This is a genomic window from Gilliamella sp. Pra-s60 (genome assembly GCF_009795755.1).
Classification (GTDB): domain Bacteria; phylum Pseudomonadota; class Gammaproteobacteria; order Enterobacterales; family Orbaceae; genus Gilliamella.
Map to the genome: position 1 here is coordinate 19,625 of NZ_WTFA01000017.1, position 21,289 is coordinate 40,913.

Consider the following 21,289-nt stretch of genomic DNA (forward strand, 5'->3'; position numbering starts at 1 on the left):
TTAAATCTCGTCAACTTTATGACCTGTTAAAGCGTGGCGAATTGACCTATCCATACGCTTAGCTGCAAAATCTTGTGTCACGTTATCAACAATTTTAATTTGTTCTGCAATTATTTGACTATCGTCTAATTCACTCGCTGCTTGTAATTGATGCTTAGCAACTAAAATTTGTTTAAGTTCTTTTTCATTCAATAAATCAGCATCTTTATCTAAAGCACTTTGTAAACTTTCGAGCACTCTAGCAGCTTCAACTTTTTGTTCGGCAAGCATTCTTACCTGTTTATCCTGCTGAGCATGACTAATTGAATCTTGAATCATGGTTGCAATTTCTTTATCACTCAATCCATAAGATGGTTTAACTTGAATTGAAGCTTCAACACCTGTTGATTTTTCCATTGCCGTAACGCTTAATAACCCATCCGCATCAACTTGAAAAGTTACACGAATATGTGCTCCTCCAGCAGGCATAGGAGGAATCCCTCGTAAAATAAATTTAGCCAGCGAACGACAATCACTAACACTTTCACGCTCACCTTGTAGCACATGAATCATCATGGCTGTTTGACCATCTTTAAAAGTAGTAAATTCTTGAGCCCTTGCACATGGAATAGTACTATTCCTTGGAATAATTCTTTCAACTAATTCCCCCATTGTTTCTATTCCTAGCGATAATGGAATAACATCAAGCAACAACATATCAGAATCAGGCTTATTTCCTACAAGAATATCAGCTTGAATAGCCGCACCAATTGCAACAACTTTGTCTGGATCAATAGAAGTTAACGGATTGGTTTTAAAATAATCACCTACTAATTCTCGTACTAAAGGAACACGAGTAGAACCTCCAACCATAACAACTTCAACTATTTCATCGACATTAATGTCTGCATCTTTTAACGCACGACGACAAACTGCCAAAGTACGTTTGACCAATGGCTCGATTAAGTATTGAAATTGCTGGCGAGTAATAGTCAACGACAGATTATCAAGAGAAAAGACAGCAGAATCTTGATGACTTAGCAAAATTTTTATTTCAGTAGCTTGATTACTAATTTTTTGATTAAGATAAGGATCTATATTATTAACCAATCCTAACTCTCTTTTTATATAGTCAGCAAGTAACCGATCAAAATCATCACCACCAAGTGCAGAATCACCACCAGTTGACAGAACTTCAAAAACACCTTGATGTAAACGTAAAATAGAGATATCAAATGTTCCACCACCTAAATCATAAACCGCAATAACACCTTCTTTTCCTGAATCTAAGCCATACGCAATTGCAGCAGCAGTCGGCTCATTTAATAATCGAAGAACATGTAAACCCGCTAATTTTGCGGCATCTTTCGTTGCCTGCCTTTGCGCATCATCAAAATAGGCAGGAACAGTAATAACAGCACCATCTATTTCCCCTTGCAAGCTCTGCCTTGCTCGCTCAGCTAAAGCAATCAAAATTTCGGACGAAACTTGTATTGGATTGACTTGACCATTAGGCAAGTTTAATAAAGGTACGCTATTTTCAGTTTGTGAAAAAGTATATGGAAAATGTGATAAATCTATATCAGATAAACTTCGCCCCATTAATCGCTTAATAGAGCTAACGGTATTTTGCGGATCATTAACGGCATTACTTTTAGCGTTTTTTCCCACTGTAATAACAGGGTTTTCATCATGATCAACACCATAATGGACAACTGATGGTAACAACGAATTACCATCTAAATCGGGCAATACTTCTGATTGACCACTGCGCACTGTTGCGACTAATGAATTAGTTGTACCAAGATCAATACCCACAGCAATACGACGTTGATGTGGCAGTGGGGTTTGTCCTGGCTCACTGATTTGTAATAATACCATTTAATCTATCTCTATCAATACGTTACTTATCTTAAATTATAAATCAAATTGTTTTTCTTGTAACTTTTCGATTTGTTCAATCAATCTAGTTAGGTAACGGATTTTATAAATTTGATTAAGTGCAATTTGCCAATCTTGCTTTGAGATAAATTGTAATAGCTCGTTATATATTGTTTTTTCACGTTTAATAATTTCTTCATGGAAACGATCTAAAGCCTCAAAATTAGATTGGTTTTCTATATCGTCAAGCTGTTCACGTAAAGAAAATTGTTCCATTAAAAAATCAGCATCATGAATAATATTTTGCTCAGTTGCCACATCAAAACCTTGCAAAGATAAAAAATACTCCGCCGCTTTGATCGGATTTTTCAAAGTTCGATAACCATCATTAATAGCGGCTGATTTTTGAATAACAGCCACTTTATCACTATCAGCTATAGTAGCAAAATTATCTGGGTGATACTGTCTTTGCAATTGTTGATAATGAGAGGTTAACTGTGCAACATCTACTGGTAATTGAGCTGGTAAACCTAATAATTCAAAATAATTAACCATAACTATGGTACCCAATTACACATTAAAGCTTTCGCCACAACCACATTCATGGTGTGCATTAGGATTATTAAACTTGAACCCCTCATTTAATCCTTCTTTGACAAAATCAAGTTCAGTGCCATCAATATAGACTAAACTTTTTTTATCAACGATAACTTTAACTTCTTTGTCTTCAAAGACACTATCATCATCGTTAATTACATCGGCAAACTCTAAGACATACGCCATTCCCGAACAACCCGATGTTTTAACGCCTAACCGGAGCCCAACGCCTTTTCCTCGATTTGCTAAAAAAGCCTGAACACGATTGGCTGCATTATTGGTTAACGTGATCGCCATTAACGTTGTCCTTTTTTAGTCTTATAGTCATCGATAGCAGCTTTAATTGCATCTTCAGCTAAAATTGAACAATGGATTTTAACTGGTGGCAATGCAAGCTCTTGTGCAATATCAGTATTTTTAATCGCTTCAGCTTCGTCTAATGATTTACCTTTTATCCATTCCGTCACCAAAGAACTTGATGCAATTGCACTACCGCAACCATACGTTTTAAACTTAGCATCTTCGATAATACCATTATCATTTACTTTAATTTGTAAACGCATCACATCGCCACACGCAGGGGCACCAACCATGCCACTACCGACATTAGGATCATTTTGATCAAACGAACCAACATTACGTGGATTTTCATAATGATCAACAACTTTTTCACTGTACGCCATAATTTACTCCTAATCTTAATGTGCTGACCATTTAATGGTTGACAGATCAATACCATCTTTAAACATTTCCCAAAGTGGGGACAAATTTCTAAGTTTACCAATTGATTCTTTAACTAGCTTAATCACATAATCAATTTCTTCTTCAGTCGAAAAACGACCAATTGAAAATCGAATTGAACTATGTGCTAGCTCATCATTAAGACCTAATGCTCTCAAAACATAAGACGGTTCTAAACTAGCAGATGTGCAAGCCGAACCAGATGAAACAGCCAAATCTTTCAAAGCCATCATCAAAGATTCACCTTCAATATAGGCAAAACTAACATTTAAAATATTTGGTACACTGTGCTCTAAAGAACCGTTAAGATAAACTTCTTCAATATCTTTTAAACCGTTCCATAAACGATTTTTAAGTGCCAACAAACGTGGCATTTCAGTTGCCATTACCTCTTTAGCAATATGATATGCTTCACCCATGCCAACAATTTGATGCACAGGTAAAGTACCAGAGCGCATACCCCTCTCGTGTCCACCACCATGCATTTGAGCTTCAATGCGTACACGAGGTTTACGCCTTACATAAAGTCCACCAATCCCTTTAGGACCATAAATTTTATGCCCCGAAAAGGACATCAAATCAACTTTTAACTTAGTTAAATCAATCGGCAATTTACCTACGCTTTGCGTTGCATCAACGTGAAAAACAATACCTCGTTCACGACACATATTGCCAATTTTTTCAATGTCTTGTATGACACCTGTTTCATTATTAACATGCATAATCGACACAACTGTTGTATCACTACGCATTGCGGATGCAAGTTTATCTAGATCAAGTATACCATTAGATTCTGGTGCCAAATAAGTTACCTCATAGCCTTCTCTTTCAAGTTGGCGACAGGTATCAAGCACAGCTTTATGCTCAGTTTTACAAGTAATAATATGCTTACCTTTGGCATGATTAAAATGAGCGGCACCTTTAATTGCTAAATTATCGGCTTCAGTTGCACCTGATGTAAAAACGATTTCGCGCGAATCTGCCCCGATCAAATCAGCAATCTGATTTCGGGCAATGTCAACGGCTTCTTCTGCTTGCCACCCAAACTTATGAGAACGAGACGCTGGATTACCAAAAATACCATCAGGAGTTAAATACTGCATCATTTTTTCAGCGACTCTAGGATCAACAGGCGTTGTGGCTGCATAATCCATATAAATAGGTAGTTTCATTAATTACTCCCAATTACAAATTCTATATTCTATTTTTATTAATTAATTTGGACGTGTTGTATATTACTTTGTCGATTAGCAACAGCTTTGACTTCTTGATTATTCACAAGCTCACTCAGTGTAATGCTCGTTAAAAAATCATCAATACGTTCACTTAATTCATTCCAAAGCGTATGCGTTAAACACCTAACCCCGCCTTGACAACCATCTTGCCCATGGCACTTTGTTGCATGAACTGTTTCATCAACAGCTTTAACAATTGAGCTAATAGCGATTTGATCCATACTACGACTAAGAATATAACCTCCGCCTGGACCTCTAACGCTTTGCACTAAACCATTTTTGCGTAACCGAGCAAATAATTGTTCAAGGTAAGAAAGCGAGATTTCTTGACGTTCTGAAATATCTGCAAGAGATACCGGTCCAGAATCAGCATGCAATGCGACATCAAGCATTGCTGTTACCGCATATCGTCCTTTTGATGTCAATTTCATTGATCATTCCTCTATATTTGGTAATACTTATTGTATATATCCGCTTAATTTAGTCAAGTATTTAGTTGAGTATTTTAGTAGGAATTACCCTATAGTTCATCGTCGACGAATCATAGCGTAATATGCTAATCTAATAAACTAAATTCATATGGGAGTTAAAGGATGAAATTAGTATTACGTTGTTTTTTGGTAACATGCCTAATATTCACAAGTAGTAGTTATGCAGATAATTCTGAAAAGAAACTGCGAGAACATTACCAAAAATGGCTTAATTCTTATCAAACACTTAATTTTGAAGAACAACAAACATTACTTTCAGCCATAAAAGATTACCCATTATATCCTTATGCCGCTGTACAATTTTTTCAAAACAACATAAAAATTGTTTCACCACAAACAGTCAGTAACTTTGTTAACCAGTACCATGATTTTCCACTAACGGCTTCATTAAGCCAATCTTACTTAACAGAATTAAGCAATCGTCAAGATTGGAACTCAATTATTTCATTTCCAAAAGACAACTCAATACTTTCTAATTGTCACTACCAATACGCATTATTACAACAAGGAAATGACAAAACAGCCTTTAGTACAATTGAATCACTTTGGATGACAGGTAAAGAACTTCCTTCGGCTTGCGATCCATTACTCAACGCATGGTCACAAGCAGGTAAACAAACGACTAAATTAATATTATTGCGTATTGAACTGGCTCTTGAAGAAAATAATCTAAAGTTAACCAAACATCTAGCAAACTTACTTGATAACAGTTATAAAACAACAAAAACAAATCTAGTGGCTGTACTAGATAACCCGAGAAAATTAGAAGATTTTTCAAAAAATATTAAAGCTAATACTTTCACTAAAAAAGTTGTCTTAGCATCATTTCCTCGCTTGGCAAAAGCAGACATAAACTTAGCTGCATCATTATTACCAAAACTAGTTAAACAACAGGCCTTAAATGAAGCAGAGCAAATTATGTTACAAAAAAGCTTAGCTAACCGCTACTTTAGTGATTCAGCAACGGACGAACAAATAAAATGGCGTGATAGCTACATAGCAAAATATCATGATACAGCATTAGTTGAAAAACGCATCCGACTTGCTATCGATGCTTATAACTTTACTGACATAGCTTATTGGATAGCACAATTACCCCCAGAAGATCAATTAAAAGAGGAATGGCAATATTGGCAAGCTCGAGTACTGCTAAATAAAAATCAAAAAAATGAAGCTAACAGCATTTTGAAAAAGCTCACAACCAACCGTGGATTTTATGGCATGATAAGTGCACAAACGCTTAATCAGCCTTATTCAATCAATAACCAATCAAAAAAAATCACACAATCAGAAATATCAGCATTAAAAAGAAAATATGATAATCAACCCTATGTAAAAAGAATCAACGAATTACGTTATTTAGGCATGGCATCAGAATCAGTCAAAGAATGGCGATATATGTTAAATAATCAAACAAATAAAGATGAATATATACTGTTATCTCAATATGCCTTACAAAAGGGATGGGGTGATCTTAGTATTCAAGCAACTATTGCTGGCAAGCTTTGGAATAACTGGACAGAACGTTTACCTATTATGTACAAAGACTTATATAATAATGCATTAAAAGAAAAAACCATTACGTTATCTTATGCTTTAGCTATTTCTCGTCAAGAAAGTGCACTTGATACTAACGCTAAGTCACCTGCTGGCGCTCGAGGGCTAATGCAATTAATGCCAGCAACAGCCAAAGAAACAGCTAAAAAAGTCAATTCAGTCACTTATGTTTCATCAGAGCAATTATTTAACCCGCTAACCAATATACAGTTAGGCACTTCGTATCTAAACACTGTTTATCTACAAAATAATAATAACCGTATATTATCTTCAGCAGCTTATAATGCAGGACCCAATAATGTTAAACGCTGGTTAAAAGCGAGCAACGGGAAACTTGATGCTGTCGCATTTATAGATAGTATACCATTTACAGAAACACGTAATTATGTCAAAAACGTATTAGTATATGATTATATTTATCAAATAATCCTAGGGCAAAAAAATGTCAATATTCTTAATTCAAATGAATTTAATAAACAATATTAACGGTGATTATAATGAAAACTAACGAATGGAAACAAACGGTTGAAATATTACACCAAGCATTTAATGATGGTTACTCACTTGATATATTAAAACTATTAATGACCGCTGATGAACGCGATGCACTAATCACTCGAGTCAAAATTGTACATTCACTCCTCGATGGCTCAATCAATCAACGCCAACTAAAAGAACAACTCAAAATTGGCATTGCAACAGTAACCAGAGGCTCCAATAGCCTTAAAGAATCAACACCTGAATTCAAAAAATGGCTAGAAAACAATTTATTAAAATCAGATAATTAAATATAACTGTCAATATCTATCAATAAATTGACTTATTTTGCTATGACAATAAATTTGATTGGATATTGACGCCACTTTCAGCCACAACTGGCAAACAATAATCACACTCCATATGCTTAATATCTTTAACCGATTCGATACTATCATCGTGAAGGTTATGATGAATTTCAATTATACAACTAGAGTAGCGTAAACGCACTTTTAATGCAGGCATAGCAGCTAAATGAACTCGAGAAATAAAATCGCTAAACTTATCTGGTGAACCAACATATTTAAAACAAAGGTATAATCCCCCCTCACTAACAAACTGCTCAATATGCTCAAGATCATTATTATGATCTAAGGTAATTGTATAAAACAGCTCTTGTTCATTAGCATTATCTTTGCTTTTCAATATACGACTAAAAGCATAAATTTTATCTGGTAGGTTTTCACATTTACTATTACAGCGTGATATATAATTATAAAAAAATTGAGTTCTTAGTTTATTTTCTTCATCTAATAATTGACTAAAATTACAATTATTCTTAAATGTAATACCCCAAAAAGTTTTTTTGGGCATATTAACGAATTTTGGCTCAGGCAATAAAAACTGACTTTTATTTAATTCAATCGCAGGAGTTAAACCGGTAGGATCCCAAAATTCACCTCTGCGATAACTTGCGGGAGTCTCATTAAATTGTTTTTTAAAGGACCGAGTAAAGGTTTGCTGAGAATCAAAACGATATTGCATCGCAATATCTAAAATAGGCTTACTTGTCATACGCAAAGCAAGTGCTGCATAAGTTAAACGACGATGCCTAATATAAGTACCAAGTACCTGACCTGTTACCTCTTTAAACATACGTTGTAAATGCCACTTAGAATAACCTGATTTTTGTGCAACATGATCGATAGATAACGGTTGCTCCAAATTTTTTTCAATCCAAACGATAAGATCTGAAATAATACTAACTTGATTCATAAAACCTCATCATAATATCAAATGGCAAACATCAGTCGATTATGACTCAATCCTAGCAATAAGCAAGGCTTAAATAAAATTTATTTTCAGCAAAACGAGTGCGCTCCGGCTTGATGTTCAGTAATATCTTTTACACCGGCAAGCTCTGGAAATTCTGCCATTAATTGCTTTTCGATACCTTCCTTCAAGGTGTAATCGACCATTGAACATCCATTACATCCACCACCAAATTGCAATATAACATAATTATCTTCAGTTAACTCAACTAAACTAACATGCCCCCCATGGCTAGCTAATTGAGGATTAATCTGCGCTTGGATTGCATAGTTAACACGTTCAATAAGTGGCGCATCGTCAGCGACTTTCTTCATTTTTGAATTTGGCGCTTTTAATGTTAATTGCGAACCTAATTCATCCGTCACGTAATCAATAACGGTTTCTTCTAAAAATGGCGCACTAATTTCATCGATATAAACTGAAAAATCGGTATACTTTTCTTCAATATCACTATCTTCCACCGTATCAGCAGGACAATATGAAACACCACATTCAGCACTTGGCGTACCAGGGTTAATAACAAATACCCGGATTTGTGTTCCATCAGGTTGATTAGCAAGCAATTTTTTAAAGTGTTGTTGAGCTGACTCAGAAATAGTGATAATAGACATAACCCCTCACTTTAATGTCATTAGGTAATTAATAAACCTAATATCATTTATAATATAATAATAGTTGACTAACTTTCTTGGTTATTATAGGGGTTGTTTAATATTTTACAATACTGTACGGCATAAACAAACAACTTGAACACTCGTTGCACCACATTTTTTTAATTGCTGACTAATGACATTCACTGTATTACCCGTTGTAACAATATCATCAATAAGCATTATCGATTTTTTTGACAGATCTTGATGACACATAAAAAGTGTTTCGACATTAGCAATTCGTTCTGTAAGAGACAAACTTTTTTGATCTTGCCTACCTTTATTCCGAGACAACAAATAAGGATAAAAATCCCGATTTAACCATCTAGCAATAGGCTTTGCCAATAATTCTGCTTGATTAAAGCCACGAGACCAATAACGAATATGATGCAATGGCACACAAGTTACCAAATCAGGTTTAACTAAAGCATCTCGTTCTCGTCTTTGATACCAAGCTAAAAACATCAATCTGGCTAATGCTCTATTTAGTTCTACTTTGTTGTAAAACTTAAAATGATGAATTAATTTTTTTAATGGATTAACATAGTCAGAAACCGCAATAAGCTCATCCCAATGGGGTTTCTTGACACGACATCGATAACAGATATCTGTCGGTAAAGAGTGTGGTAAACAACATTGATGACAAATTTTATTGAATTTAGGTAAATTATTAACACATTGACAACAAATGCCATGATGAGACAAAAATAAAGGCATATCGCACAAAATACATCGCATAAAACTCAATAGACTTATTTATAATAATATAATTCAGAAAATATAGCGTTTTAATATAAAAAACATACAACAAAAAAATTAATTTTATTTATAAACGCACTTGTTTTTTTGCATTCCTTTTCAGGAAATATCAATACAATAAACCAATTGGTTTTACTATTTTATACAATTAAATACTTCTACGATCTGCAACACAAAAAATCATCTGGTTTTTCATAATAGTATTCAAAATAATTAAATATCCGGTATAATCAACTACCCTCTTTTTGGAGCAAGGAATAAATATATGAAAAAAATTAAATTGTTATTTATCACAATATTGCTAACTTTATTTTCTAGCATTACTTTAGCTGACACCAAAGTACTATTACAAACCAGCATGGGTGACATTGAAATCGAACTAGACAGCGAACATGCACCAATTACCGCCAAAAACTTTCTTGATTATGTAAATAGTGGATTCTATGAAAATTTAACTTTCCATCGCGTCATTCCAGGATTTATGATTCAAGGTGGTGGTGCTGATGATCAATTAAAATTCAAAGATACTAACCCACCAATTAAAAATGAAGCTGAAAACGGTTTAAAAAACGACCGAGGCACTATTGCCATGGCAAGAACCAGTGAAGTAAACAGTGCAACAAGCCAATTTTTTATCAATGTAGTAAATAATGATTTCCTTAATTATCAATCACCACAACAATATGGTTATGCAGTATTTGGTAAAGTAACTAAAGGGATGGATATCGTTGATAAAATTGTCAGTGTCCCAACTAAACGCGTGGGACCACATAGAGATGTGCCTACCGAACCAATTTACATTAAAAAAGCGAGTGTAGTTCAAGAATAGTACAACGACAAGCAATTAACTGACACCGTCTATTATCCTAATAAAAAACGGCTTAATAAAAAAATACCTCTGCAAATAAATTGATTTACAGAGGTATTTATCCAAATAATCTATCCCAAACTTACAACTATCATTTCCAAGCTATTTTAAAGCTATTAATAAATTGGCTAACGTTCTTACCCCTATCCCAGTTGCACCTGTTGCCCATAAAGCTGTCGCACTTTTGCGGAATGTTGCTGAACAATCAATATGTAGCCAATTGTTTTGATAATTTTTAACAAAATGCGATAAAAAAGCCGCAGCAGTGCTCGCTCCAGCGGTATTAGGTATACCGGAATTTGCCATATCAGCGAATGATGATGGAAATTGCGAACGGTGAAATTCAGCTAATGGTAATCGCCAAAAAGCTTCATGTTCAACATCACTACTAGCTAACAATTGGTTAGCAAAGTTATCATCAAACGAAAGTAATGAGTGATAATCATTCCCTACCGCAATTTTAGCAGCACCAGTCAGTGTTGCGCAGTCAATAATATAATGAGGTTTATCATTATCAGCACAAATTAAACCATCAGCCAAGACAAGACGCCCTTCGGCATCGGTATTATCAACCTCGACCGTTTTACCATTACGATAACGAATAATATCACCTAACTTAAATGCATTACCACTAACCAAATTATCAGCACAACATAAATACAGCTTAATTCGATGATTCACGCCTCGGGCAATGGCTAATGCTAACGCACTGGTCACTAACGCAGCTCCCCCCATATCAGAACGCATTGATTCCATAAAATTACTTGGTTTTAAGCTATATCCTCCAGAATCAAAGGTAATACCTTTACCCACTAAACAAGCAACAATTGGAGCATTAGGATTTTTGGAAGGATTATAATCAAGCTCAAGCAAGGCAGCAGGTCTATCCGAGCCCTTACCCACCGAATAAATCCCCATATAATCATGCTCTTTTAACGCTTCGCCCGAAATAATATTGTAAGAGACATCAGACGAATAGGCACTAATCAACTCCGCACTTTTCGTTGCTAGTGCTAACGGGCTTAACGTTTCGGCTTGCTCATTAACAATATCACGACACCAATCAATAATGGCTAAACGATGTTTTAATTCTTGTTTATCTTGAGTATTGAGTTTTGGCCAAGAAACTTTAGTGCTATTTTTAGCATTCCGATAACCTAACCAAAAATGCCAACAAGCTTCAAGATCCCAATTATCACCACTTAATTTAACGGCACTTATTCCTTGGTTATCTAACTTGCGCCCTGCCCGCTGAATTGCACCTAAACGGTGCTGAGTATCATAATGAATCGTAATAGCATCATCCGAAAAACTCAACAACGCATTCTTGCCCCATTGCGTTGGTGCGGGTTTATCAGATAACAAAATAGATAACGTTGACATAATAATTACCTTAATCATGAGTTAAGTAAAAACAGTGGCTTAATTCTAATCAGAAACATGTTAATATAGCAAGCAAAGTTAAGCAGAAATAAGGAAGAATAATGGCCGCAATAGTACCAATAAAAAATGGAATTAATTTTCGTGATTTGGGAGGAATCAAAACAACTGATGGACGTCAAATACGATCGGGTATGTTATACCGTTCTGGAGCATTCTCACTTATTACGCAAGAAGAACAATTTTATTTATCTAACGAGTTAAATCTACACTATATTTTAGACTATCGTGACCAAGATGAAATTGCACGAAACCCCGACAAACTATGGCATAACGCAAAATATATTAATGTACCGGCAAACCCTTTGAGCGATACAGTCACAGCCAGTTTAACAAGTGACTTGGGAAGTCACACCCAAGCACTTAAAAAAAACTCCCCATTTGATTTTATGATTAAGCTTTACCAATTACTACCATTTAACAACCCTGCATACAAAAAACTTTCCTCGCTATTACTAACTTCGCAAGGCAAACCTTTAGTACAACATTGTGCAGTAGGAAAAGACCGTACGGGTGTTGGGGTTGCATTAGTGCTATTTGCATTAGGAGTTAGCGAAGACAGCGTAATACAGGATTACTTACAGACAGAACAGCTGTTATCTGATTATCGAGAATATTTACTAAGCCAATATAAAAACAAAGCTACACCTGATGAAATTGAAAAGCGTAAAATCATCTTTGCAACTAAAAAAGAGTACCTAACAGCAGCATTAGATGCGATCAAAGCGCGTTACGGCACCATTGACGAATGGTTATCACAAGAATATCAATTAAACGAACATAATAGACAAATAATACAAGATATCTATTTGATTTAAATTGATTTAAAAAATAATCGCAATCAAATACAGTATCAAGATAATAAAATAAGTTCAGAAATCGGCTCGTTACAGTTTACAGACAAATGAACATCATCAACCTGATGATATTGATAATAAAAATGCTGAGCAAAAGGCGCTGTAATCACTTGCTCAGTTAAATCAACATTAACCGATTTAATTTGCCAAACGCCTTTAGCATATAATTTTAACGCCGATTCTTTCAACGTCCATAATTGCCAAAAAGCCCTTAATGAATCATCTTGTTTGATCAACCATTGATATTCATCATCTGCAAAAAAGTTCTTAGCCACCTTCAAATAATTTTTGCGCGGACGATCCACTTCGACATCAAGTCCAATCATACCCGTTAATGAAATCGCTACCGCCACCCAATTTTGACTATGACTAATATTAAAATCGGGCAAATGACGCTCTAAAAAACAAGGACGACCATTATCACCAACAACGATTGTTGGCAAAATCGAAATATCACAATACTGCTTAAGCAAATTGGCTAATATTGAGCGACATACTAAAAACTGTTTTTTACGCTCATCATTAAATTTATCGGCCTCATCAACAATCTGCTTTGGCAATAACGCAAAATCAATTGTTGAATGATTCAAATTAGCTAGTTGGATTATTAACGTCATTGGTAAACGGGTATTTATAAAAATTATTTTTTACTATTTTAACAGCATGCTATGCTAACTGTTATTAAAATTTATTAAATTGCAAAAGGAATCATCATGTCATTACCAACAAAATTAGTCCATGCAGGACGTAAAAAACGTTATACACAAGGTGCGGTTAATTCGGTGATTCAACGAGCCTCATCACTGGTTTTTGATAGCATTGCCGCCAAAAAAGAAGCCACCAAAAATCGAACAAACGGTGAACTTTTTTATGGACGCCGAGGCACACTAACCCACTTTGCGCTACAAGAAGCCATGGTAGACATTGAAGGAGGAGCCGGTTGTTACCTTTACCCATGTGGTGCAGCGGCCATTGCTAATGCAATTTTAGCCTTTGTAAAAACAGGCGATCATATTTTAGTATCCGAAGCGGCTTACGAACCTACCCAAGAATTTTGCCAACACATATTAAAAGATCTCGGGGTTGAAACAGATTACTTTTCGCCATTAATAGGCAGCAATATCACCAATTATATAAAACCCAATACCAAAGTCGTATTTCTTGAATCACCAAGTTCCATCACAATGGAAGTGCAAGACATCCCCACTATTGTCAAAGCTATTCGAAGCGCCAACCCTGAAATTGTTATCATGATGGATAACACTTGGGGAGCAGGCATATTATTTAAAGCCTTAGCGCATGATATTGATATCTCAATACAAGCCGGCACCAAATACCTCATTGGCCATTCTGATGCCATGCTAGGCACCGCAGTTGCTAACCAACGTTGTTGGGATAGGCTACGCGAACGCTCCTACCTAATGGGACAAATGTGCGATGCAGACACAGCTTACATGGCAACCCGAGGCTTACGAACACTAGCAATAAGACTTAAACAACATCATGAAAGCGGCATAAAAGTTGCCAAATGGTTAGCACATCACCCAAAAGTTGCCACAGTAAATCACCCTGCATTAGAAAGCTGTAAAGGACATGAATTCTTTAAACGCGATTTTACAGGTGCAAGTGGTTTATTCTCGTTTGTCTTAAAAGATCATTTAACTGATGTTCAATTAGCTGATTTCCTTGATAACTTAACTTACTTTTCAATGGCTTACTCATGGGGTGGATTTGAATCATTAATTTTAGCTAACCAACCTGAAGAACTTACTAACATCAGGCCTGTATCAGGCATCGACTTCAAAGGAACACTAATTAGGTTACATATTGGGCTTGAAGATCCTGATGATTTAATTGCCGATCTTGCTGCGGGTTTAGACAGAATAAAACGACAAAAAAATAAAACCAATGCATTACAGAGTTTAGTATAATTAGGTAGAAAATGAATAACCAACACCAAACCCTGTTTACAAACACCATTGAACAGACTATTTTTGATCATATAAAAAACCACCCATCCCTCCTGATTGCTTATAGTGGAGGGGTTGATTCAAGCGTCTTAATGCATGCGCTAGTACAGCTCAAACGCCAATTGCCAAATTTAACACTTAGGGCAATTTATATTCATCATGGATTAAGCAACAATGCCGACAATTGGGCGACACATTGCCAAAAACAATGCCAAACGTGGCAAGTACCGCTCATCATAGAAAAAGTTAAGCTAAACCCCCATGCAGGAAATATCGAAGAACAAGCCAGAAACGCACGTTACCACGCGATTTATCATCATCTAAAAAGCAACGAAACATTATGCACCGCTCAACACCTTGATGATCAATGCGAAACCTTTTTTCTAGCGTTAAAACGAGGTAGTGGCCCAGCTGGATTATCGGCAATGCCTATTGAAACTAAACAGCACCTTCGCCCATTATTAACTGTGTCACGAACTCAAATTGAAAATTACGCCAAACACCATCATCTAACGTGGATAGAAGACGAAAGCAACCAAGATGACCGCTACGATCGTAACTTTTTAAGACTCAATGTCTTACCAACAATTAATCAACGCTGGCCTCATTTTTCTCAAATGGTGGCACGCAGTGCCGCATTATGCCAACAACAAGAAGCACTGATTAACGAATTATTATTATCCGAATTTCAACAAATAGTTACTCAACAAGGACAATTGCACCTTGCTCCTTTAATGAACTATTCAGAATATAAACGCAATGCTATTTTGCGCATGTGGTTGCGAACTCAACAAATAGCCATGCCAACACAAAAACAATTAGCATTAATTTGGCCAACCGTTGCCTTAGCCAAAGAAGATGCCAATCCACAATTTATTCTTAACAACAAACAAATACGCCGTTATCAAAACCAGCTCTACCTATTACCGCTATATCAAAATATTGAACAACAAAAACTCCACTGGGACTTAACGTCAGAATTGCTCTTGCCCGATAATGCCGGTAAATTACAGCTCAATCACCAACACCATTTAACGTGTCGTTTACCGAAAAAAGACGAACAAGTGACTGTACAATTCCGTGCTCAAGGAAAATTACAAATCGTTAATCGTCATGGTTCACGACCAATAAAAAAACTATGGCAAGAGCATAATATTCCACCATGGATGCGAACTCGAATCCCACTGATTTACTACAATGAACAACTGATCTGCGCAGTTGGCGTATTTGTGACAGAACAAGGAAAAGGAACACAAATCGGGTTTACTCTTGCGGAATAACAATACATCGATTTAATTTATTAAACGCTATGGTTTGTTTTTGTCTGTTAGTTCAAAAAATAATAACCTATTGATTTATATACCTAGTACAGGTAAAATTAATTTTTTATCATTAAATATCATATATATAACAATTCACAATGAAAAAATTCACTTTCTTGAGCTGCTGTCTTTTCCTTGTATTACCATTAACAACGCAAGCAGTAGTAGTTAATGACGTTACAGGCATGACACCTGTCGAAGTTACTGCAGTTATGCAGCCAGAATCAACCCAACAAGTTGCCGAACTGATTAAAAATTCTAAGGGACCAATCAGTATCGCCGGTAAAAAATACAGCATGGGTGGACAAACAGCAATAAACAATGGAATTCAAATAGACACACAAAAGCTAAACCATGTAATTGATTTCAACCCCGAACAAAAACTTTTAACCATTGAAACAGGGGCAACTTGGCGTCAAGTACAGGAGCTAATTGATCCCTACAACTTATCAGTAAAAATCATGCAAAGCTATGCCAACTTTAGCATTGGTGGATCATTGAGCGTCAATGTACATGGCCGTTATATTGGCGAAGGGCCAATAATATTATCGGTAGAAAAGTTCAAAATTGTATTAGCTGACGGCTCAATCGTCGAAGCGAGCCCAAAAGAAAATCAAGATATATTTTATGGCGCTATCGGCGGTTATGGTGGCTTAGGTGTAATTACAGAAGTCACCTTACGACTTGCTGATAATGTTAAAGTAAAACGTATTAGTGACGTTATGCCAATTACACAGTACTACCCATATTTCATGCAACAGATTCGATCTGATAAAAGGGCAATATTTCATAACTCGGTCATTTATCCACCTGATTTTGAAGAAGTTCGCGCTGTTACTTTTAAAGAAACACAAGAACCATTAACTATTTTAGACAGACTACGCCCAACCGATCAATATTCATATGATCAGGAACAAAAAATCAAAATCGTCGCATCATCAGACGAAGGCAAGCGCTTACGCAAATTGTATGATGATCTAGATTATATACAACAACCCGTAATGTGGCGTAATTATGAAGCTAGTTTTGATGTATCTAATTTACAGCCGATCAAAGATAAAGATAAAAGCTTTGCGCTAGAAGAGTATTTTATCCCTGTAGATCGGTTTGAGGACTTTTATCCTGAATTAATTGCTATTTTGAAAAAACATCGGGCTAATGTGATTAATATTTCTATTCGTCATGCCAATGCTGATAGTGGTTCGCTACTGGCATGGGCTAAAACCGAAGTATTTGCTTTTGTGATTTATTATCAACAAGCTACCGATGAACAAAGCAAAAAGGAAGTCGGAATCTGGACTCGAGAATTAATCGATGCAGTATTAGCAAAAGGTGGTAGTTATTATTTACCTTATCAATTACATGCAACTTCTGAACAGTTTCAACGTGCATATCCACAAGCCGAACGCTTTTTCAAGCTTAAAGCACAGTTAGACCCAGAAAACAAATTCAGTAATATGATGTTAAAAAAATACGGCCCTAGCGCTGTACAACAGGTAAAGTAAAACATACTTAAATATCACTAACAACTAACCCAACAATAAAAGGGCTGCCTAGCAGCCCTTTTATTTAAAATCAAAACAGCAGATTATTGATTTGCGGATCTTGCTTTCCAACGCTTAAGCAACAAAGCATTAGTCACAACACTAACGCTACTTAACGCCATGGCGGCACCTGCTAGCATTGGATTTAAAAACCCCAGTGCCGCAAGTGGAATGCCAATTAAATTATAAAAAAAAGCCCAAAATAGATTTTGCTTAATTTTATGATAAGTTCGGCGCGAAATATCAATCGCATCAGCAATCAAAAATAAATTACCTCGCATCAACGTAATACTTGCGGCATGCATAGCCACATCGGTCCCCGTACCCATAGCAATACCAATATCTGCAGCCGCCAAAGCTGGGGCATCATTGACACCATCACCAACCATAGCCACTTTATGATTAACTACGGTTGTATCTTCATTTTGTTGCAATTGATAAATATAATTGGCTTTATCTTGTGGCAATACTTCAGCAATAACCTTATCTAGACTTAATTGCTGACCAACTATATTGGCCACTTTCTGACTGTCACCCGTTAACATAACGGTTTTTACATTCAATTGATGTAATGCTTCAATTGCCGTTTTTGCTTCTTGTTTAATAACATCAGCAAAACCAAACAAAGCCAATATCACTACACCACCTTCTAATTGTTGTTTAGCTAAAAACGAAATGGTATAACCTTTGCTAGATAATTCACTAACCTTATCGTCCATATTCACAAAATAAGCATTTAATGATTTCATCCAACGCAAGCTACCTAAATAATATTCCGTATTATCAACCATTGCCATCACACCAAACCCAGCAACAGAAGTAATATTTTGAGCATAACAATGCGTTTTAGCTCTACTTAAAATCGCTTTTGCTAGTGGATGCTCACTACCAGCTTGTAATGATGCAGCGAGCGATAAAATCTGATCGGGCGTCTCGCTACCCATAATATCCATCTCGACTAATTCAGGTTTACCAATTGTTAAAGTACCTGTTTTATCAAAAGCGATGGTATTGATATTATGCAGTGTTTCTAACGCTTCAGCATCTTTAATTAAAATACCATGCCCCGCAGCCACTCCAGTACCCACCATAATTGCTGTTGGTGTTGCTAAACCTAAAGCACATGGGCAAGCAATCACTAACACCGCAACGGCATGGAGCAATGCTTGCTGCCAATCATGCGACATCATCCCCCAAGCCAATAACGTAACCAATGCAATTAACAAAATTACTGGCACAAAAACAGCACTAATACGATCAACTACCCGCTGAATCGGTGCTTTTTTAGCTTGAGCGGATTCAACCATTTCAATGATTTTGGATAAAGTAGAATCCGATTGAATAGCCGTAGTTTTAACAATCAATAACCCTTCACCATTAATCGTACCGCCAGTAACCGCATCATTAACGGTTTTATTTACAGGCAGGCTTTCGCCCGTTAACATCGACTCATCACTACTTGATACGCCTTCAATCACAATACCATCAACAGGAATTCGATCGCCTGGTTTAATAATAACAATATCATGCACTTTAACTTGGCTAATAGGCAAACTCACCTCTTGATCACCACGCCTTACTAAAGCAACATCAGGACGCAGTGCTGACAGGGCTTTGATGGCTTGCGTGGTTTGCCGTTTAGCGTTTGACTCTAACCATTTACCTAACAAAATCAAAGTGATAATAATCACTGAAGATTCAAAATAAAGGTGCTCATCATTACCGACGAAAAACTGATACACCGACAGCCCATAAGCAGCACTGGTACCAATAGCCACCAACAAATCCATATTGCCTGACAACGCCTTAACCGCATTAAAACCGCTTCGATAAAATTTAGCGCCTAGCCCAAATTGCACAATAGAGGCAATAACCAATTGTAACCAAGCAGGCATCATCAAATGTACACCAAATGGCGCCAACAACATTGGAAACACAAAAGGAATAGCAAAAATAACAGCAACAACAATCGGCCAACTAGATAATTGTGTTTTCAATTGAGAAGACTTTGCTGATTGCGTTATTTTAACGGCATGATAACCCGCATTATCAACCGCAGACATTAACGACTCAAGCGTCACATGCTCATCGGCATCAACCGTTGCCTTTTCGGTCGCAAGATTTACGCTAACATCAACAACGCCATCGACCTTTTTCAGCGCCTTTTCAACACGCCCAACACAAGATGCACAACTCATATCTTCAACAATAAAATGATATTGAACTGTTTTCATTATGCTTTCCTTAATGATTAATGGAATGGAATACAAAGTCGGCCTATGCTTAATATAAAGGTCGAATAAAAATAAAACAGCGCTCACAGGGCTTGACAAACCCTGTGATAAAACAGAAAGGAGGAATTAGTTGCGTAACTTTTCTGGCCAATCGTTTTGGGTTGAAACCAACAAATCTTTCACAATTCGAGGATTACCCGCCACCACATTGCCCGAAGCCATATAATTATTACCGCCAACAAAATCCGTAATCACACCACCTGCCTCACGCAAAATCAGTTCACCACCCGCAATATCCCATGGTTTTAAACCGATTTCAAAAAAGCCATCTAAACGGCCTGCAGCAACATAAGCAAGATCCAAAGCAGCAGAACCACTACGGCGAAAATCGCCACATCTTACAAACAACTTTTGTAGCACAGCAAAATAGCTATCGCTATATTGTTTTTGTTTAAAAGGAAAAGCCATTGCCAGCAGGCTATTATCTAAATCTTTAGCATTACTAACACGAATACGATAACCATTAAGTTGCGCACCTTTACCCCGAGCAGCGGTAAACAGTTCGTTAGTCATTGGGTTATAAACAACAGCAATTTCGGTTTTCCCTTTAACGCGAGCCGCGATAGACACTGCAAAATGAGGGATATTTTTAATAAAATTGGTCGTACCATCAATCGGATCGATAATCCACTGAGTATCGGCATCATTACCTTTAACTAAGCCGCTTTCTTCGGCAATGATAGTATGGTCAGGGTAAGCTTTTTTGATTGTTTCAACAATTAAAGCCTCGGCAGCACGATCCACATTTGTGGCAAAATCATTAGCGCCTTTGCTGTCAATTTCGATTGAACTAGGGTTTTCATAAGCCTTAATGGCCACATTGCCTGCTTTACGAGCAGCGCGAATAGCGATATTAAGCATCGGATGCATAAATTTATTCCAATTGATGATGTTAAAGAACGGATTATATTAGTATGACATTTGTCGTACTAAAAGCTGTTGCATAGTATAAAGGTTTTGTGGCTTTATTGCCAGAGTGTGGAGGGGTGTTTTTTGGTTAAAAAACACTTGAAAAAAACTTCAATAAAATCAATGCCTTTTCTGACCGATTTTTTCATCAAAATGATGCTTTTTTTGTTAGTGCATAGAATGAATTAGGTGCAGTGGTTTCGGACGTTTTGACCTTTGGGTGAATAAAATGGCCACAGTGACCACGTCCGAGCCAAGGGAATTTAAAGCGAATTCCCTTAGCAATCCCACGCTTTGGCTGCAGAATGTGGCCTTCGGCAATACTCGTATCATCCTGATACTCGCCTCTACGAGGCCATCTTCGCTATGCTCAGATGTTCAAATTT

20 protein-coding genes are annotated in these 21,289 nt (G+C 36.5%); 7 read left to right on the plus strand and 13 right to left on the minus strand.

Features of this window, described 5'->3' with window-relative positions; translation table 11 throughout:
• From hscA to iscR, 6 genes are read right to left on the minus strand one after another with little or no spacing between them, the layout of a single operon-like run.
• Nucleotides 1-1,860 carry a Fe-S protein assembly chaperone HscA gene (gene hscA / locus GQ596_RS09690; RefSeq protein WP_160401465.1) on the minus strand — a complete coding sequence of 620 codons (1,860 nt, stop codon included), beginning with the start codon at nt 1,858-1,860 and terminating at the stop codon, nt 1-3.
• Nucleotides 1,861-1,896: 36 nt separating this feature from the next.
• Nucleotides 1,897-2,415, minus strand: a complete 519-nt coding sequence (hscB, locus tag GQ596_RS09695) for a Fe-S protein assembly co-chaperone HscB (protein WP_160401467.1) — start codon at nt 2,413-2,415, stop codon at nt 1,897-1,899.
• A gap of 15 nt (nt 2,416-2,430) precedes the next feature.
• Nucleotides 2,431-2,754 (minus strand): iron-sulfur cluster assembly protein IscA, encoded by a 324-nt coding sequence (iscA, locus tag GQ596_RS09700; protein WP_160401468.1) that lies wholly within the window; start codon nt 2,752-2,754, stop codon nt 2,431-2,433.
• Nucleotides 2,754-3,140 carry a Fe-S cluster assembly scaffold IscU gene (gene iscU / locus GQ596_RS09705; protein WP_160401470.1) on the minus strand — a complete coding sequence of 129 codons (387 nt, stop codon included), beginning with the start codon at nt 3,138-3,140 and terminating at the stop codon, nt 2,754-2,756. Before iscU ends, iscA begins: the two co-directional genes overlap by 1 nt.
• A 15-nt stretch (nt 3,141-3,155) precedes the next feature.
• A complete protein-coding gene (locus GQ596_RS09710; RefSeq protein WP_160401471.1) occupies nt 3,156-4,370 on the minus strand; it encodes an IscS subfamily cysteine desulfurase in 1,215 nt (404 codons plus the stop codon).
• A 38-nt stretch (nt 4,371-4,408) separates the two neighbouring features.
• Nucleotides 4,409-4,864: a Fe-S cluster assembly transcriptional regulator IscR gene (gene iscR, locus GQ596_RS09715; protein ID WP_160401473.1), complete on the minus strand. Its 456-nt coding sequence runs from the start codon at nt 4,862-4,864 to the stop codon at nt 4,409-4,411.
• Nucleotides 4,865-5,026: 162 nt separating this feature from the next.
• Here iscR and sltY point away from each other — a divergent pair, with 162 nt between their 5' ends.
• Entirely contained in the window at nt 5,027-6,967 is a 1,941-nt protein-coding gene (gene sltY, locus GQ596_RS09720; RefSeq protein ID WP_160401474.1) for a murein transglycosylase, read from the plus strand.
• A gap of 11 nt (nt 6,968-6,978) precedes the next feature.
• Nucleotides 6,979-7,269, plus strand: a complete 291-nt coding sequence (gene trpR, locus GQ596_RS09725) for a trp operon repressor (RefSeq protein ID WP_160401475.1) — start codon at nt 6,979-6,981, stop codon at nt 7,267-7,269.
• A 40-nt stretch (nt 7,270-7,309) separates the two neighbouring features.
• Here trpR and robA read toward each other — a convergent pair whose 3' ends face one another.
• From robA to GQ596_RS09740, 3 genes are all read right to left on the minus strand, one after another.
• Nucleotides 7,310-8,233 (minus strand): MDR efflux pump AcrAB transcriptional activator RobA, encoded by a 924-nt coding sequence (gene robA, locus GQ596_RS09730; RefSeq protein ID WP_160401476.1) that lies wholly within the window; start codon nt 8,231-8,233, stop codon nt 7,310-7,312.
• 86 nt (nt 8,234-8,319) lie between these two features.
• The gene (nfuA, locus tag GQ596_RS09735; protein WP_160401497.1) at nt 8,320-8,895 is read right to left on the minus strand and encodes a Fe-S biogenesis protein NfuA; all 576 of its coding nucleotides are present in this window, start codon (nt 8,893-8,895) and stop codon (nt 8,320-8,322) included.
• A gap of 111 nt (nt 8,896-9,006) precedes the next feature.
• The gene (locus GQ596_RS09740) at nt 9,007-9,678 is read right to left on the minus strand and encodes a phosphoribosyltransferase family protein (RefSeq protein ID WP_160401478.1); all 672 of its coding nucleotides are present in this window, start codon (nt 9,676-9,678) and stop codon (nt 9,007-9,009) included.
• Between the two features lie 286 nt (nt 9,679-9,964).
• Here GQ596_RS09740 and GQ596_RS09745 point away from each other — a divergent pair, with 286 nt between their 5' ends.
• Nucleotides 9,965-10,528, plus strand: coding sequence for a peptidylprolyl isomerase (locus tag GQ596_RS09745; RefSeq protein WP_160401480.1), 564 nt, complete (start codon nt 9,965-9,967; stop codon nt 10,526-10,528).
• Between the two features lie 141 nt (nt 10,529-10,669).
• Here the strand turns inward: GQ596_RS09745 and pepB are convergent, their stop codons facing one another.
• The gene (gene pepB, locus GQ596_RS09750) at nt 10,670-11,950 is read right to left on the minus strand and encodes an aminopeptidase PepB (RefSeq protein WP_160401482.1); all 1,281 of its coding nucleotides are present in this window, start codon (nt 11,948-11,950) and stop codon (nt 10,670-10,672) included.
• A 101-nt stretch (nt 11,951-12,051) separates the two neighbouring features.
• Between pepB and GQ596_RS09755 the strand changes: the two genes are divergently transcribed.
• The gene (locus tag GQ596_RS09755; protein WP_160401483.1) at nt 12,052-12,825 is read left to right on the plus strand and encodes a tyrosine-protein phosphatase; all 774 of its coding nucleotides are present in this window, start codon (nt 12,052-12,054) and stop codon (nt 12,823-12,825) included.
• 35 nt (nt 12,826-12,860) lie between these two features.
• Here the strand turns inward: GQ596_RS09755 and GQ596_RS09760 are convergent, their stop codons facing one another.
• Complete coding sequence (locus tag GQ596_RS09760) at nt 12,861-13,481, minus strand: 4'-phosphopantetheinyl transferase superfamily protein (protein WP_160401485.1); 621 nt, start codon at nt 13,479-13,481, stop codon at nt 12,861-12,863.
• A 96-nt stretch (nt 13,482-13,577) separates the two neighbouring features.
• On the opposite strand from GQ596_RS09760, the gene metC reads away from it, so the two are divergent.
• The 3 genes from metC (at nt 13,578) to GQ596_RS09775 (ending at nt 17,661) form a co-directional block, all read left to right on the plus strand.
• Complete coding sequence (gene metC / locus GQ596_RS09765) at nt 13,578-14,795, plus strand: cystathionine beta-lyase (protein ID WP_160401487.1); 1,218 nt, start codon at nt 13,578-13,580, stop codon at nt 14,793-14,795.
• Nucleotides 14,796-14,827: 32 nt separating this feature from the next.
• Nucleotides 14,828-16,114 (plus strand): tRNA lysidine(34) synthetase TilS, encoded by a 1,287-nt coding sequence (gene tilS / locus GQ596_RS09770; protein WP_370516493.1) that lies wholly within the window; start codon nt 14,828-14,830, stop codon nt 16,112-16,114.
• A gap of 140 nt (nt 16,115-16,254) precedes the next feature.
• Complete coding sequence (locus tag GQ596_RS09775) at nt 16,255-17,661, plus strand: FAD-binding oxidoreductase (protein WP_160401489.1); 1,407 nt, start codon at nt 16,255-16,257, stop codon at nt 17,659-17,661.
• Between the two features lie 83 nt (nt 17,662-17,744).
• Here GQ596_RS09775 and GQ596_RS09780 read toward each other — a convergent pair whose 3' ends face one another.
• Nucleotides 17,745-19,934, minus strand: a complete 2,190-nt coding sequence (locus tag GQ596_RS09780) for a cation-translocating P-type ATPase (RefSeq protein ID WP_160401491.1) — start codon at nt 19,932-19,934, stop codon at nt 17,745-17,747.
• 126 nt (nt 19,935-20,060) lie between these two features.
• Nucleotides 20,061-20,864 carry an inositol-1-monophosphatase gene (suhB, locus tag GQ596_RS09785; protein WP_160401493.1) on the minus strand — a complete coding sequence of 268 codons (804 nt, stop codon included), beginning with the start codon at nt 20,862-20,864 and terminating at the stop codon, nt 20,061-20,063.
• Nucleotides 20,865-21,289 lie beyond the last annotated feature (425 nt).